The 13,755-nt window shown below is 59.5% G+C and carries 17 protein-coding genes; 9 read left to right on the top strand and 8 right to left on the bottom strand.

The genetic code is table 11. The features are described from left to right. Nucleotides 1-69: 69 nt before the first annotated feature. On the bottom strand, nucleotides 70-321 hold the full coding sequence (gene oprI, locus ACLEJQ_RS18100; protein WP_025113130.1) for an outer membrane lipoprotei OprI: 252 nt from the start codon (nucleotides 319-321) through the stop codon (nucleotides 70-72). Nucleotides 322-955: 634 nt separating this feature from the next. Between oprI and ACLEJQ_RS18105 the strand changes: the two genes are divergently transcribed. Further along, entirely contained in the window at nucleotides 956-1,237 is a 282-nt protein-coding gene (locus ACLEJQ_RS18105; RefSeq protein WP_003183779.1) for a GNAT family N-acetyltransferase, read from the top strand. Between the two features lie 67 nt (nucleotides 1,238-1,304). On the opposite strand, the gene ACLEJQ_RS18110 is transcribed toward ACLEJQ_RS18105, so the two are convergent. Next, on the bottom strand, nucleotides 1,305-2,381 hold the full coding sequence (locus ACLEJQ_RS18110; protein WP_440797094.1) for a 3-deoxy-7-phosphoheptulonate synthase: 1,077 nt from the start codon (nucleotides 2,379-2,381) through the stop codon (nucleotides 1,305-1,307). Between the two features lie 326 nt (nucleotides 2,382-2,707). On the opposite strand from ACLEJQ_RS18110, the gene ACLEJQ_RS18115 reads away from it, so the two are divergent. From ACLEJQ_RS18115 to cysB, 4 genes are all read left to right on the top strand, one after another. Next, nucleotides 2,708-3,661 (top strand): putative 2-dehydropantoate 2-reductase, encoded by a 954-nt coding sequence (locus tag ACLEJQ_RS18115; RefSeq protein WP_440797096.1) that lies wholly within the window; start codon nucleotides 2,708-2,710, stop codon nucleotides 3,659-3,661. Nucleotides 3,662-3,679: 18 nt separating this feature from the next. Continuing rightward, complete coding sequence (locus ACLEJQ_RS18120) at nucleotides 3,680-4,585, top strand: 5'-nucleotidase (protein ID WP_440797098.1); 906 nt, start codon at nucleotides 3,680-3,682, stop codon at nucleotides 4,583-4,585. Nucleotides 4,586-4,681: 96 nt separating this feature from the next. Beyond that, nucleotides 4,682-5,182, top strand: a complete 501-nt coding sequence (locus ACLEJQ_RS18125; protein ID WP_245144436.1) for a universal stress protein — start codon at nucleotides 4,682-4,684, stop codon at nucleotides 5,180-5,182. 109 nt (nucleotides 5,183-5,291) lie between these two features. Beyond that, on the top strand, nucleotides 5,292-6,266 hold the full coding sequence (cysB, locus tag ACLEJQ_RS18130; RefSeq protein ID WP_440797100.1) for an HTH-type transcriptional regulator CysB: 975 nt from the start codon (nucleotides 5,292-5,294) through the stop codon (nucleotides 6,264-6,266). 7 nt (nucleotides 6,267-6,273) lie between these two features. On the opposite strand, the gene ACLEJQ_RS18135 is transcribed toward cysB, so the two are convergent. Together ACLEJQ_RS18135 and ACLEJQ_RS18140 are read right to left on the bottom strand one after the other, a co-directional pair. Continuing rightward, nucleotides 6,274-6,756: a GreA/GreB family elongation factor gene (locus ACLEJQ_RS18135; RefSeq protein WP_440797298.1), complete on the bottom strand. Its 483-nt coding sequence runs from the start codon at nucleotides 6,754-6,756 to the stop codon at nucleotides 6,274-6,276. Between the two features lie 2 nt (nucleotides 6,757-6,758). Beyond that, the gene (locus ACLEJQ_RS18140) at nucleotides 6,759-7,145 is read right to left on the bottom strand and encodes a hypothetical protein (protein WP_440797102.1); all 387 of its coding nucleotides are present in this window, start codon (nucleotides 7,143-7,145) and stop codon (nucleotides 6,759-6,761) included. A gap of 120 nt (nucleotides 7,146-7,265) precedes the next feature. Between ACLEJQ_RS18140 and earP the strand changes: the two genes are divergently transcribed. Further along, nucleotides 7,266-8,399, top strand: a complete 1,134-nt coding sequence (earP, locus tag ACLEJQ_RS18145) for an elongation factor P maturation arginine rhamnosyltransferase EarP (protein ID WP_440797104.1) — start codon at nucleotides 7,266-7,268, stop codon at nucleotides 8,397-8,399. Nucleotides 8,400-8,447: 48 nt separating this feature from the next. Continuing rightward, nucleotides 8,448-9,017, top strand: a complete 570-nt coding sequence (locus ACLEJQ_RS18150) for an elongation factor P (RefSeq protein WP_003226785.1) — start codon at nucleotides 8,448-8,450, stop codon at nucleotides 9,015-9,017. 151 nt (nucleotides 9,018-9,168) lie between these two features. Here the strand turns inward: ACLEJQ_RS18150 and ACLEJQ_RS18155 are convergent, their stop codons facing one another. The 3 genes from ACLEJQ_RS18155 to ACLEJQ_RS18165 all read right to left on the bottom strand — a co-directional run bounded on the left by ACLEJQ_RS18155 (nucleotide 9,169) and on the right by ACLEJQ_RS18165 (nucleotide 11,634). Beyond that, nucleotides 9,169-10,182: an alpha/beta hydrolase gene (locus ACLEJQ_RS18155; RefSeq protein WP_440797106.1), complete on the bottom strand. Its 1,014-nt coding sequence runs from the start codon at nucleotides 10,180-10,182 to the stop codon at nucleotides 9,169-9,171. 35 nt (nucleotides 10,183-10,217) lie between these two features. Beyond that, nucleotides 10,218-10,637, bottom strand: a complete 420-nt coding sequence (locus ACLEJQ_RS18160; protein ID WP_440797108.1) for an organic hydroperoxide resistance protein — start codon at nucleotides 10,635-10,637, stop codon at nucleotides 10,218-10,220. A gap of 535 nt (nucleotides 10,638-11,172) precedes the next feature. Beyond that, nucleotides 11,173-11,634, bottom strand: a complete 462-nt coding sequence (locus tag ACLEJQ_RS18165; protein WP_440797109.1) for a MarR family winged helix-turn-helix transcriptional regulator — start codon at nucleotides 11,632-11,634, stop codon at nucleotides 11,173-11,175. A gap of 160 nt (nucleotides 11,635-11,794) precedes the next feature. Here ACLEJQ_RS18165 and ACLEJQ_RS18170 point away from each other — a divergent pair, with 160 nt between their 5' ends. Further along, entirely contained in the window at nucleotides 11,795-12,529 is a 735-nt protein-coding gene (locus tag ACLEJQ_RS18170) for a sulfite exporter TauE/SafE family protein (RefSeq protein ID WP_440797300.1), read from the top strand. On the opposite strand, the gene ACLEJQ_RS18175 is transcribed toward ACLEJQ_RS18170, so the two are convergent. Next, nucleotides 12,519-13,373 (bottom strand): LysR substrate-binding domain-containing protein, encoded by an 855-nt coding sequence (locus ACLEJQ_RS18175; protein ID WP_027912697.1) that lies wholly within the window; start codon nucleotides 13,371-13,373, stop codon nucleotides 12,519-12,521. The genes ACLEJQ_RS18170 and ACLEJQ_RS18175 overlap by 11 nt on opposite strands. A 97-nt stretch (nucleotides 13,374-13,470) precedes the next feature. Between ACLEJQ_RS18175 and ACLEJQ_RS18180 the strand changes: the two genes are divergently transcribed. After that, a complete protein-coding gene (locus ACLEJQ_RS18180) occupies nucleotides 13,471-13,692 on the top strand; it encodes a DUF1127 domain-containing protein (RefSeq protein WP_440797111.1) in 222 nt (73 codons plus the stop codon). Nucleotides 13,693-13,755 lie beyond the last annotated feature (63 nt).

Raw genomic sequence — 13,755 nt, forward strand, 5'->3', positions numbered from 1 at the left:
TGGGGGAAAGCCGGGCAATAAAAAGCCGACCCAGCAATGGGTCGGCTCGATAACAATCCCGAGGGATTATTACTTGCGGCTAGCTTTGTCCAGCATACGCAGAGCGCGCTCGTTAGCTTCGTCAGCAGTCTGTTGTGCTTTTTGAGCAGCAGCCAGAGCTTCATCAGCTTTACGGTAGGCTTCGTCTGCACGAGCTTGGGCGCGAGCTGCTGCGTCTTCGGTAGCAGTCAGACGTGCTTCGGTTTCTTTCGATGCGCTGCTGCAACCGGTAGCCAGAACTGCGGCCAGGGCCAGAGCAGAGAATTTCAGAACGTTGTTCATCGTGTTCCCCTTCAAGGACTTTCTATTAGTGACTGTCTCTCCAGACTGGAGAGTTAGCCGGCGTACATACTACCCATTACTTGTAGTAAGTAAACTGACGTAGCGCAAGAAGCAAAAAAATTGTAGGCGGTGATTCTTTTTCAAGCAACTTTTCTTAGTGTTGTTTAAAAAATATACAGCCGCAGCCCATGAATGGAGCGTGACGACGCGGAAAAGTTCCGTAGGCTAATGGAACTCTTCATCGCCCGCTAGTGTCGCTGTTTATTGATTTGCCTACACTTTTGTACGTTTTTTGCGCAACCTTGAAGGCATCTTTTATTGCTGTAGGCGGTGACTTTAACTACCGTTGCTCGTCTCAGACTCAACAACTGGCGATGTTCAGCTATTGCACCGTGGCCGCTTCCAGCGCGACGATGGCCCTCGACCGATAAATCCGACGAGGTCAGCCGCTCGAAGACAGGCGTGCTCTTGAGCATTTGCGTCATTGGTGCCTACTATTCACGACGTGCTCGGGTTTGAGCGGTTCGGGTTTTGGCGCTCGGTGACCAGGAAGGCACGGGGTGGCGTAGATGTTCCTTCGCCGGAAAAACATCGGTAAGGTAGGGGTCAGTATAAAGACCCGCGAGGAGTAGTGATGAGCGAGGCGTTGTCCATCCACCATGACCAGGCTGGTCATCAGTTCGAGACCAATGTGGACGGTCATCGTGCCTATCTGACCTATATGGACCTGGGCAAGCAGACCCTGGATATCTATCGTACCTTCGTGCCCAACGCCTTGCGCGGCAGGGGCATCGCGGCGGCCCTGACCGAACGGGCGCTGCAGTACGCCGAAGAAATGGGCTACACCGTGATCCCGTCCTGTTCCTACGTGGAGCGCTACATGGAACGCCATCAGCGGCACGCGGCGAAGCTCTGATAAAACGGATTCCACAAAAAAACGCCGGGCTGACAAGCCCGGCTTTTTTTTGCGGCGAAGAAAGCGATCAGCTGCGCTGACGCTTGGGCAGCACGTCCTTGAGCTTGGCGTGCATGCTGCGCAGGGTGGTCTCGGTCGCGCTCCAGTCGATGCAGGCATCGGTGATGGACACGCCGTACTGCAAGTCGGCGAGGTCTTTCGGGATCGCCTGGCAGCCCCAATTCAGGTGGCTTTCGACCATCAGGCCGATAATCGACTGGTTGCCTTCCAGGATCTGGTTGGCCACGTTCTCCATGACCAATGGTTGCAGCGCCGGGTCCTTGTTGGAGTTGGCGTGGCTGCAATCGACCATGATGTTCGGCTTGATCTTGGCCTTGTTCAACGCTTGCTCGCACAGTGCGACGCTGACTGAATCGTAGTTCGGCTTGCCATTGCCGCCGCGCAATACGACGTGACCGTAGGCATTGCCCTTGGTGGTGACGATCGACACGCCGCCTTCCTGGTTGATGCCCAGGAACCGGTGAGGGCTGGACACCGACTGCAAGGCGTTGATGGCGACGGTGAGGCCACCATCGGTGCCGTTCTTGAAGCCCACTGCCGACGACAGGCCGGAGGCCATTTCGCGGTGGGTCTGGGATTCGGTGGTGCGCGCGCCGATGGCCGACCAGCTGATCAGGTCCTGCAAGTATTGCGGGGAGATCGGGTCCAGGGCTTCGGTCGCGGTGGGCAGGCCCATTTCCGCCAGGTCCAGAAGCAGCTGGCGACCGATGTGCAGGCCGTCCTGGATCTTGAAGGAGTCGTCCAGGTAAGGGTCGTTGATCAGGCCTTTCCAGCCGACGGTGGTCCGCGGCTTCTCGAAATACACTCGCATCACCAGGTACAGGGTGTCGGAGACTTCCGCAGCCAGCACTTTCAGGCGTTCGGCGTACTCGTGGGCGGCCTTGATGTCATGGATCGAGCAGGGCCCGATGACCACGAACAGGCGGTGGTCGGTGCCGTCGAGAATGTTGCGGATGACTTCCCGGCCCTTGGTCACGGTGCGCAGGGCAGCGTCGCTCAGGGGGATATCGCGCTTGAGCTGGTCAGGCGTGATGAGGGTCTCGTTGGAGGCGACGTTAAGGTCATTGATCGGTAAATCAGCCATCGTGTTACTCGTCAGGTCACGGGTGCCGGCCGCCAGCGATCCCCGCGCGGCGGTGCACAGCGGATTTAAGCGCGTCGGGGAGCCGAACCTTATCGCGTTACGAGGTTGCTCGACAATGGGCAGGCACTGCGTTCTTTGTGACCTGGGGCTTATCTGTGCTGAGCCGTGGGAGCAAAGCTCGCTCGCGACACAGTCGCATTGTCCCCAGAGGGACCACATCGTCCGCATCGCGGCCAAGCCTTGCTCCCACAAAGAGGGTTAAATCTCCTGGCCATAAGGCTGCTATGTAATGATGTGCCCGGGTCGTTTTCCAGAGGAGTGGCAAGATGCAGGCAGACGCAAAACCGCGGATTGCAATGATCGGAACCGGGGCCATCGGCGGGTTCTATGGCGTGATGCTGGCACGCGCCGGTTTCGACGTGCACTTTCTGTTGCGCAGTGAATTCGGCGCCGTGGCCGAAAACGGCTTGCAGGTCGACAGCGCGGTCCATGGTGCGTTGAGCCTCAAGCCGGTCCAGGCCTATCGTTCGGCGGCGGACATGCCACCCTGTGACTGGCTGCTGGTCGGTGCCAAGACCACCAGCAATGCCGATCTTGCGCCAGCCATCATCCAGGCCGCAGCGGACGGCGCGAAAGTCCTGTTGCTGCAGAACGGCCTGGATGTCGAGGAGCAACTGCGGCCGTTGCTGCCTGACTCCCTGCACCTGCTGGGCGGCTTGTGCCTGGTCTGTGTGCATCGAGTCGTTCCTGGCGTCATCACCCATCAGGCGCTCGGAGCGGTCAACATTGGATACCACAGCGGGCCTTGCGGCGATCAAGCCTCGCGCATGGAGATTGTCGAGGCAGCGGCGTCACTGTTTCGCAGTGCCGGCATCGATTCCCAGGCCATGCCCGACCTGCAACAGGCCCGCTGGCAGAAGCTGGTGTGGAACGTGCCCTACAACGGCCTGTCGGTCCTGCTCGGTGCCAGCACCACCCCATTGATGACCGACGAGCACAGCCGTGGATTGATCCAGGCGCTGATGGAGGAGGTGGTGCTTGGGGCGCAGGCTTGCGGGCATCACATCGCGCCGGGCTACGCCGGGTATCTGTTTACGATGACTGAGAAAATGCCGGATTACTGGCCGAGCATGTATCACGATTATTCCCACAAGCGTGCGCTGGAGCTGGAGGCCATTTACGGCCGGCCACTGGCTGCGGCAAGGGCGGCGGGCTGTGCCTTGCCGAGAATCGAAGCCTTGTATCAGGCGTTGCAATTCCTGGAGCGACGTAATTGCTAAGCGGGTGAGGGAGGAAGCATGGCAAATAACATCGACGACAAACTGGTGCTGGCGATTTCCTCGCGGGCGCTGTTCGACCTCAGCGAAAGCCACAAGGTGTATCTATCGAGTGGCGTCGAGGCCTATCGGCAGTACCAGATCGAGCATGAGGACGAGGTGCTGGCGCCCGGGGACGCGTTTGCCCTGGTGCAGAAACTCTTGAACCTCAACGAGCATCTGGGGCGGGCCCGGGTCGAGGTGATCCTGGTTTCGCGCAACAGCGCCGATACCGGCCTGCGGGTCTTCAACTCGATCCATCATTACGGACTGGCGATCTCGCGGGCCGCGTTCGTCGGCGGTCGCAGCCCGTATCCGTATCTCAAGGCATTTGGCTGCGATCTGTTTTTATCCACCCACGCCGAGGACGTGCGCAGCGCCCTGGACGCCGGGTTTGCCGCCGCGACCATTCTGTCGGGTGGGGCCAGCCGTGCCGCCAGCGACGAATTGCGCATTGCCTTCGATGGCGATGCAGTGCTGTTTTCCGATGAGTCGGAGCGTGTCTACCAGGCGGGTGGCCTGGCTGCGTTCCAGGCCAACGAGCGTCAGGCCGCACGCGAGCCGCTGCGAGGCGGGCCGTTCAAAGGCTTCCTTGCGGCGCTCAATGCGCTGCAGCGGGAGTTTCCCGAAGACGCCTGCCCCATCCGCACAGCGCTGGTGACGGCGCGTTCGGCGCCGGCCCACGAGCGGGTCATCCGGACCTTGCGTGAGTGGGATATTCGCCTGGATGAATCCTTGTTTCTCGGCGGCCTGGCCAAATCGGCATTCCTCGAAGCGTTCGCCGCCGATGTGTTTTTCGATGACCAGACCGGTCACTGTGAACTGGCCCGCGAGGTAGTTGCCACCGGTCACGTGCCCCATGGCATCAGCAACGAAGTGACCCCCTGACCGCCCTTGGTCCGAGACCTCAAGCCGCACGTCGCGCTCGCCGAGGCGCTGCTAAGCTGAATCAATCTCCGCCATTCTGGCACGCGAGGAGGTCACATGATTCGTTCGATGCTGTACGCCACAGACCTGGGGCTCTACGCCCCGTATGTGATGCAGCATGCCTTGGCGTTGGCACGGACGTTTAAAGCCGAGTTGTATGTGGTGCATGCGGTAGAACCGATGGGGCTGTTCGCCGAGTCGGTGTTGCAAAGCTATCTCGACGAGCAGGCGTTGAACGAATTTCATCGCCAGGGTCTGAATACGGTGATGGCCAATATCGAGCACCGAGTGCTCGACAGCTTTCGCGAAGAGCTGGGGGAAGGGCAGCAGGATCTGCAATTGATCAAGTCGGTCAGGGTGTACCAGGGTGATCCGTCCCAGGTCATTCTGGAACAGGCTGCGAAACTCTCCGTCGATTTACTGATCGTAGGCAGTCATTGTCAGGGGGCCAGCGGTGAAACTCCGCTGGGCAGGACCGCCGCACGGGTATTGCAGTTATCCCGTGTGCCGGTCTACCTGGTGCCGCTGGTACAGCGCCGCCGCCAGGGCGAGGTTTGAAGCAAAATGATGGCATTCTATAAAAAGTTCTAGATTTCTTGTTCAAACCTTCCATATAGTTATATATCGCCGCTGATGCCGTGGCGTCCAACTGCTTTGAGGGATACATATGAAGCTTCAACAACTGCGCTACATCTGGGAAGTGGCGCACCACGACCTCAACGTTTCCGCTACTGCTCAAAGCCTTTACACATCGCAACCCGGCATCAGCAAGCAGATCCGCCTGTTGGAAGATGAGCTGGGCGTCGAGGTTTTCGCCCGCAGTGGCAAGCACCTGACCCGCGTGACCCCCGCCGGTGAGCGCATCATCACCACGGCTGGCGAGATCCTGCGCAAGGTCGAAAGCATCAAGCAGATCGCCCAGGAGTTCTCCAACGAGAAAAAGGGCACCCTGTCGATCGCCACCACCCACACCCAGGCCCGTTATGCACTGCCGCCGGTGATCAGCAACTTCATCAAGCAATACCCGGACGTGGCGCTGCACATGCACCAAGGCTCGCCGATGCAGATCGCCGAAATGGCCGCCGACGGCACCGTGGATTTCGCCATCGCCACCGAGGCCCTGGAGCTGTTCGGGGATCTGGTGATGATGCCGTGCTATCGCTGGAACCGCTGCGTGGTGGTGCCCCAAGGCCACCCGTTGACCAAGCTGCCGAAGCTGACCCTCGAAGCCCTGGCCGAATACCCGATCGTGACTTACGTATTCGGTTTCACCGGTCGTTCGAAGCTCGACGAGGCATTCAGCCACCGTGGCCTGACGCCGAAAGTGGTGTTCACCGCCGCCGACGCCGACGTGATCAAGACCTATGTTCGCCTGGGACTGGGCGTGGGGATCGTGGCGAAGATGGCTGTCGATACCAAGCTCGACAATGACCTGGTGGTGCTCGACGCCAGCGAGTTGTTCGAGTCCAGCGTGACCAAGATCGGCTTCCGTCGCGGTACTTTCCTGCGTGGCTTCATGTGCGATTTCATCGAGAAATTCGCGCCGCACCTGACCCGGGATGTCATGGCCAAGGCCATCCAGTGCCACAACAAACAAGAGCTCGAAGAGCTGTTCGACGGTGTCGAACTGCCCGTGCACTAAACCATTTCTAAATGGCTTCGGTGACAGCGAACTGTTGCCGGGCCCCCGCCACGACGATCTCCACTTCATCCCCCTCGAATTTACCCAGCAAGCCTCGGCCCAGCGGCGAGCGGGGGGTGATGACGGTGATCGGTTGCCCCACCAGCGAGACCTTCAGTCCCGCCGCGTCCGGTCCCAGGAACAACCACTGTTCGCGACCGTTCTCGTCCTCCAGACCGATCAATGTGCCGACTTGGATGCCGCGCTGCGCGTCGTAAGGCCGCAGCGTCAGGTTCTGGCACTGCGCCAGGGCCTGACGGATTTCTTCAACCCGCCGGGCCTGGCCGGCGGCCAGGTAAGACGCTTCGAGGCCCAGGGTGTCATATTTGTTCTCGGCGATATTTTCTTCGTGGGTCGCGGTTTCGTACGCGGTCTGAGCGGCGCGTTCGGCGATATCGAGGTCAATCCTGAGCTTGTCGAGGATCAACTGGTGGACGGTCTGTTTGTTCATGTTCATTCACAGAACTGCAAAACGTTGGCGCGGCTTTTTTCGCTGGGAGCGTTCTGGTCCTGCTGCAACCAGAACTGGCACTTGGGATTGGACAGGTTGCGCGGGTTGTTGCGAGCTTGGTCGAGAGCCTGGCGCTGTTCGTTCCTCTGCAGGTTCTGCTGGTATTGTTCGAACATCGGTGTCGGCGCTTCGGGTGGCGGTTGCACTGCGGGTGGTTGCGCCAGTTGGTGGACGGCGGCGGCCACCGGGGCCAGTTGTTCGTTGAGCAGGAATCTGGACAGCAGCCAACCACTCAGCACGATGGCGAGGAATCCCAGCCACAGGCCCAGGGCAATGCTGAGGGTCAACTTCAGGGCGGTAGGGCGTGGGGCAGGTGAGTGATCGGGCATGGCTGCTTCCTGGCAGGCTCGTGGGCAGGCCTGATTGTCGCATGAAGATTAATCGCCGTCGGCTCTTCTGCATCACCGGTTTATTCGGGACAATCGGACATTTGCCATCAGGAGTCAGGAATGACCGTGCGCTGGGATATATTTTGCACCGTCGTCGATAACTATGGCGACATTGGTGTCACCTGGCGCCTGGCCCGGCAGCTGGTGGCCGAACATCATTGCGCGGTGCGACTGTGGGTGGATGACCTGCGGGCTTTCGAACGGCTGTGCCCGCAAATCGATGTCAGTCTTGAGGTGCAATGGCAGCAGGGTGTGCAGGTGCGGCATTGGCCTCAGACCTGGCCGGCCACCGACGCTGCGGATGTGGTGATTGCCGCGTTCGCCTGCCAACTGCCTGCTGCCTACATGGACGCGATGGCTGAACGCCAGACGACGCCACTGTGGATGAACCTCGACTATCTGAGCGCCGAGGACTGGGTAGTGGGCTGTCATGGCTTGCCTTCGGTCAAATACAAACATGTGCAGAAGTACTTTTTTTTCCCAGGCTTCCAGGAAGGGACGGGTGGTTTGCTGCGTGAGGCTGGGCTTCTTGAGCGCCGTAGGGAATTTCAGCAGGATGCCGAGGCGCAGCGACATTTTCTGCAGGGGTTGGACGTTGAGCGGGCGTCGGATACGTACTTGATTTCGCTGTTCGCCTATGAAAATGCCGGTCTGGCCAGCTGGTTCGACGCGATGTCGACGAACGGCAAAAAATTCCACGTGCTGGTTCCGGAAGGGCGGGTGCTGGGGGACGTGGAGCGCTGGCTCGGAGTCGCTGACCTGAAGGCCGGAGCGGTGCATCGGCGTGGCGGTCTCACGGTCCAGGTGCTGCCGTTCATCCGGCAGGACCAATACGACCAGTTGCTGTGGTGCTGCGATTTCAACGCGGTGCGTGGCGAAGACTCTTTCGTACGGGCTCAGTGGGCGGGCCGGCCAATGCTCTGGCACATTTATCAGCAGGAAGAAGACGTTCACCTGGAAAAACTCGAGGCGTTTCTCGGGCTCTATACCCGAGGGCTTCCGGACGCAACGCAAAAAGCGATCAACGGTCTCTGGCGAGCCTGGAATGCCGGGCAGGACATGACCGAACACTGGAAAGCTGCGTGCCAACAGGGGCCGGAACTGGCCGAACATGCCCGGGCGTGGTGTCTGGAACAGGCCTCACGGCCGGATCTTGCCGCGGCGCTGGTGAAGTTTTATGTAAATTGGATATGATACGCGGCCTAGATTTTTGTCAATCCCATCCAAATTCGGATATTCGCAATGAAAACTGGTAAAGAACTCAAACCCGGTACAGTGATTCGTATCGACAACGATCCTTGGCTGGTTCAGAAAGCTGAATTCACCAAGTCGGGTCGTAACAGCGCGATCATGAAGACCAAGCTGAAAAACCTGCTGACCGGCTACAAGACCGAAACCGTCTACGGTGCGGACGACAAACTGGACGACGTGATCCTCGACCGCAAGGAAGCGACCCTGTCCTTCATCAGCGGCGACACCTACACGTTCATGGACACCACTGACTACACCATGTACGAACTGAACGCCGAAGACATCGAAAGCGTTCTGCCTTTCGTTGAAGAAGGCATGACCGACGTCTGCGAAGCTGTGTTCTTCGAAGAGCGCCTGGTTTCCGTAGAGCTGCCGACCACCATCGTGCGTCAGGTTGACTACACCGAAGGTTCTGCTCGTGGCGACACTTCCGGCAAGGTCATGAAACCTGCCAAACTGAAGAACGGCACCGAGCTGTCGGTGGCTGACTTCATCGAAATCGGCGACATGATCGAAATCGATACCCGCGAAGGCGGTTCCTACAAAGGCCGCGCTAAATAAGCGAAGTCTTGTGTATGAAAAAGCCCGACCATTGAGTCGGGCTTTTTCATTGCTGCTGTCTGGATCATTGGCCGTGGACCCTGTGGATTAGGTCTGCTGCGCAGCCCAGCGGGAGCAAGCTCCCTCGCCACGAAGGTTGCGGCTGGTCCCATCACTTCAAGTGCTGTTTAAGCTCTTCGGACACCTGCAACATCGCCGAACGTACCGCCGGTACCTGGCTGACCACGTTGAGCAGCCCGTAGTCGTGGATCATGCCGTTGTAGCGCACTGCGGTGACCGGAACCCCGGCGGCGTCGAGCTTGCGAGCATAGGCTTCACCCTCGTCACGCAACACATCGGCTTCGGCAGTCTGTACCAGCGCAGGCGGCAGGCCCTTGAGCTGGGCGGTGCTGGCGCGCAATGGCGAAGCGTAGATCTCGTTGCGTTGCCCGGCATCGGTGGTGTAGTTGTCCCAGAACCACTTCATCATGTTCTTGCTGAGGAAGTGCCCTTCGGCGAACTGGTTGTAGGACGCCGTCTCGAAGCTGGCGTCGGTTACCGGCCACAGCAGGGCCTGGAAACGGATCGCCGGGGTCCCTTTGTCCTTGGCCATCAGCGCCACGACCGCCGCCATGTTGCCGCCGACACTATTGCCCACGACCGCCAGGCGCTTGCCGTCGACGTTGATCTGCTTGCCGTGCTCGGCCACCCATTTCGTTGCCGCGTAGGCCTGGTTGATCGCCACCGGGTAATGCGCCTCGGGTGACGGTGTGTAGTTGACGAATACCGCGACGGCGCCGGAGCCTGCCACCAGATCCCGAACCAGGCGTTCGTGGGTCGGGAAGTCCCCCAGTACCCAGCCACCGCCGTGGAAGAACATGAACACGGGCAACTCACCTTTGACCCCGGCCGGGCGGACGATCGTCAGGCTGATCGGCTGGCCATCGACCTGGATGGTCTTCTCGCTGACGTCGGCCTTGGGCAAGGTCAGTTTCACGCCCGCCTGGGCCCCGACCAGAACGGCGCGAGCATCCTTGGGCGAGAGCTGTTCCAACGGCTTGCCGTTCCCGGCGTTCAGTGCATCGAGAAACGCCTGGGTGTTGTGTTCCACGATGTTATCGGCGAAGGCGCTGCCGACGCTGAGAGCCAGAAGGGTGCCGGTCAGGACTTTGCTGAGCTTTTTCATGAGTTTCTCCTTGAGTTCGAATTCGGGTCGCTGATTCAGACGGTTACGTGCAGGCGCACATCGACATTGCCGCGGGTGGCGTTGGAGTACGGGCAGACTTGGTGAGCCGCCTCCACCAGACTTTGCGCGTCGGCCTGTTCGAGGCCCGGCAGGCTGATGTGCAAATCGATGTCGAGGCCGAAGCCGCCAGGGATCTGGCCGATGCCGACATGGGCAGTAATCGAGGCGTCGTCTGGGATCTTGCGCTTGCTCTGGCTGGCGACGAATTTCAACGCACCGATGAAGCAGGCCGAGTAACCAGCGGCGAACAGTTGCTCAGGGTTGGTCGCTGCACCGCCTGCACCACCCAGTTCCTTGGGCGTGGCGAGCTTGACGTCGAGGATGTTGTCGCTGGAGATCGCACGACCGTCGCGGCCACCAGTGGAAGTTGCGATTGCGGTGTAGAGAGTTTGCATGATGAGAGCCTCGTTTCTGGTTGGTTTTTTGCGCTAAATGTTTGCGCGCTAAGTAGGTGTGAAGAGAATGTATAGCGCTAATGTTTTGTGCGCAAGATAAATTTTTGGTTTTTTTTAGAAAAACGCAGGCGACGTGGCTGTGACCCTTGATTTAGAGCCGTTCCAGAGGGGAAAAATTTTCCGGATTGGTGATTGCTTCTTGGGACAGCACTGGCGCCATTGCGAGCAGGCTCGCTTCCACAATGGTTACTCGTGTTGACGGGATCCAGGCTGGCTTGGTACCTGTGGGAGCGAGCCTGCTCGCGATAGCGGTGGGTCAGTCAATGAAGACGGTGGATGTGACGGCCTCTCGCGAGCAGGCTCGCTCCCACATTGGATCGGTGGTGATGACAGGGTCCGAGGCTGGCTTGATACCTGTGGGAGCGAGCCTGCTCGCGATGGCGGTGGGTCAGTCAATGAAGGCGGTGGATGTGACGCCTCTTGCGAGCAGGCTCGCTCCCACATTGGATCGCCGACGCTAGCAGTGGATGCGCAATCAGAGGCTCTCTTGCAAATGCCCGCGCAGTGTCTGCAGGTCCTCTTGGAGCTTTTTCAGCTGTTCCAGGGTCTGGCCGCTGGCGGCGAGGATGCATTGGGGAATGTCGAGGGCCTTTTCGCGTAAGGCGCGGCCTTTTGCGGTGAGTTCGACAATCACCACGCGCTCGTCTTCCCGGCTGCGGGTGCGGCTGAGCAGGCCCTCGGCCTCCAGGCGCTTGAGCAATGGAGTCAACGAGCCGGGGTCGGTGAGCAGGCGGGCGCTGATTTCACCGACGGTCAAACCGTCGGTTTCCCACAACACCATCATCGCCAGGTATTGCGGATACGTCAGACCCAGGGCCTGTAGCAGCGGCTTGTAGACCTTGGTCATCATCAGGGACGTGGAATGCAGGGCGAAGCAGACCTGGTTATCGAGCAGCAGGGCTGCGCAGGCTTCGGGGGTGTCGCGCTGGGTACTCATGGCAAAACCTTCATTCAGTGAACGCTACAAATCTAGCGGGCGAATCTTTAATGCGCCAGATAATTCTGACGTCCCGAACCGAAGTTACATTTCCCCAATTGCCCGGAATGCGTAGGATAGACGCCTTGGTGAAGGGGAATTGTCTGTGATCGAGAGTCTGGTGTTTGTGGCGTTTGGTGCCTTGTTGGGCACGTTGGGGGGATTGTTCGGCATCGGCGGGGGGCTGATTGCAATTCCGGTGTTGGGGGTATGGTTCGGCCTCGACCAGCAGATGGCTCAGGGGACTGCGCTGGTCATGGTTGTGCCCAATGTGATGCTCGCGTTGTGGCGCTACCACCAGCGCAATCGCATCGAGATGCGCCATGTGCTGCCACTGGCTTCCATGGGGTTCTGCTTCGCCTGGCTTGGCTCGATCTGGGCCGTGGGGATCGATGCGCAGAGCATGCGCCTGGGCTTCGTGGCGTTCCTGATTGTGCTGACGCTCTACAACCTGGTCCGAATGTTCGCCGCCACCACGCCACCTTCGGCGCAGATGCGTTATGGCTGGCCATGGCTGGCTGTGCTGGGGGCGGCGTCGGGAACCATGGGCGGTCTGTTCGGTGTCGGCGGGGCCGTGGTCGCGACGCCGATCCTGACCAGCCTGTTCGGCACCACACAAGTGGTGGCCCAAGGGCTGTCCCTGGCGCTGGCTTTGCCCAGCACCGGCGTGACCCTCGCCACCTATGCCTTTCACCATGAAGTGGACTGGAGCATCGGCCTGCCACTGGCCGTCGGTGGGCTGCTGAGTATCAGCTGGGGGGTAAAAGTTGCCCACGCGTTGCCGGAGCGGCTGTTGCGCGGGCTGTTCTGCGGTTTCCTGGTGCTGTGTGCGGTGATGCTCGCACTTAAAGTTTGAAGCCTTCGACGATGTGCTCGGCCAGGCACTCGGTGATCGGCGATGGGTTGTGCAAGTTGCGGATCAGCATGATGCTGGCCTCGGGCAGTTCCGGCAGGTCTTCGGCCTCGCCCAGTACGCGCATGTCCGGGGTCAGCAGGCTTTCCAGCTGTGCGGTGATGGCCAGGCCGGCGCCCACTACGGCCATCAGCGCCGACAGGCTGGAGCTGTTATATGCCACGCGATAATCGCGGCCCATGGCATCCAGCGCATTACAGGCCCATTGCCGGCAGAAGCAATCACTGTTGAACATCGCCAGCGGCAGTGGTGTTTGTTCATGGACATTGAAGCAGGCGGCTTCCGCCCAGACAAAGCGCTCCTTGCGCAACAACTGGCCGATCTCGTCGCCCGGCTTGCGGGTAACGATGGACAGGTCCAGATCCTGGCGCAGCAACAATTGCTTGGACGATTCGCAGTGCACTTCAATTTCTATCAAGGGGTAGAACTGGGCAAAGCGCTGCAGGATCCCCGGTAGAAAACGCATCACATAATCGTCCGGCGTGCCGATGCGCACCGTGCCGACCATGTGCGGCTCGCGCAGGGTATTGAACACCTCACTGTGCAGCTTGAGGATCCGCCGGGCGTAACCCAGCAAGACCTGGCCTTCGGCGGTGAGCTTGACCTGACGCCCGTCGCGTTCGAACAGCCGCCGCTGCAATACATCCTCTTCCAGCCGCTTCATCTGCATGCTGACAGCCGACTGGGTGCGATTGACCAGTTCGCCGGCCCGAGTAAAACCGCCCTGGTCGGCGATGGCGACGAAGGTACGCAGCACTTCCGTATCGATACTCGGGTAACTCGACAATTGATCAATCTCCGAGATGTATTGCATAAGAAACATTCGTTGGATTGATCTTAACGTTGGCGAGAGACTTGAGCCATCCCCAACGGAGGACATCACGATGAAAGGTCAAAAAGGTTATCTACTGATAGACAAACTCTCGTCCCACAGCTTTTCGATCAGTGGCCTGCTGCACAAGTTTAGCCGCTGGTACGAATTGCACCACGAACGTGAACTGCTGGCCGGAATGAGCGATGAGGCGCTCAAGGATATCGGCGTCAGCCGTGCCGACGTAGAACGGGAAGTGGTTCGGCCATTCTGGGATGACCCGATGCACAAATGAGCCATCCTTCCCTACACAAACCCCTTATTGGTGAGGTAGGTTGCGAGCAGACAAGGAGATCTC

This window comes from Pseudomonas sp. SMV71 (assembly GCF_052042015.1).
GTDB lineage: Bacteria > Pseudomonadota > Gammaproteobacteria > Pseudomonadales > Pseudomonadaceae > Aquipseudomonas.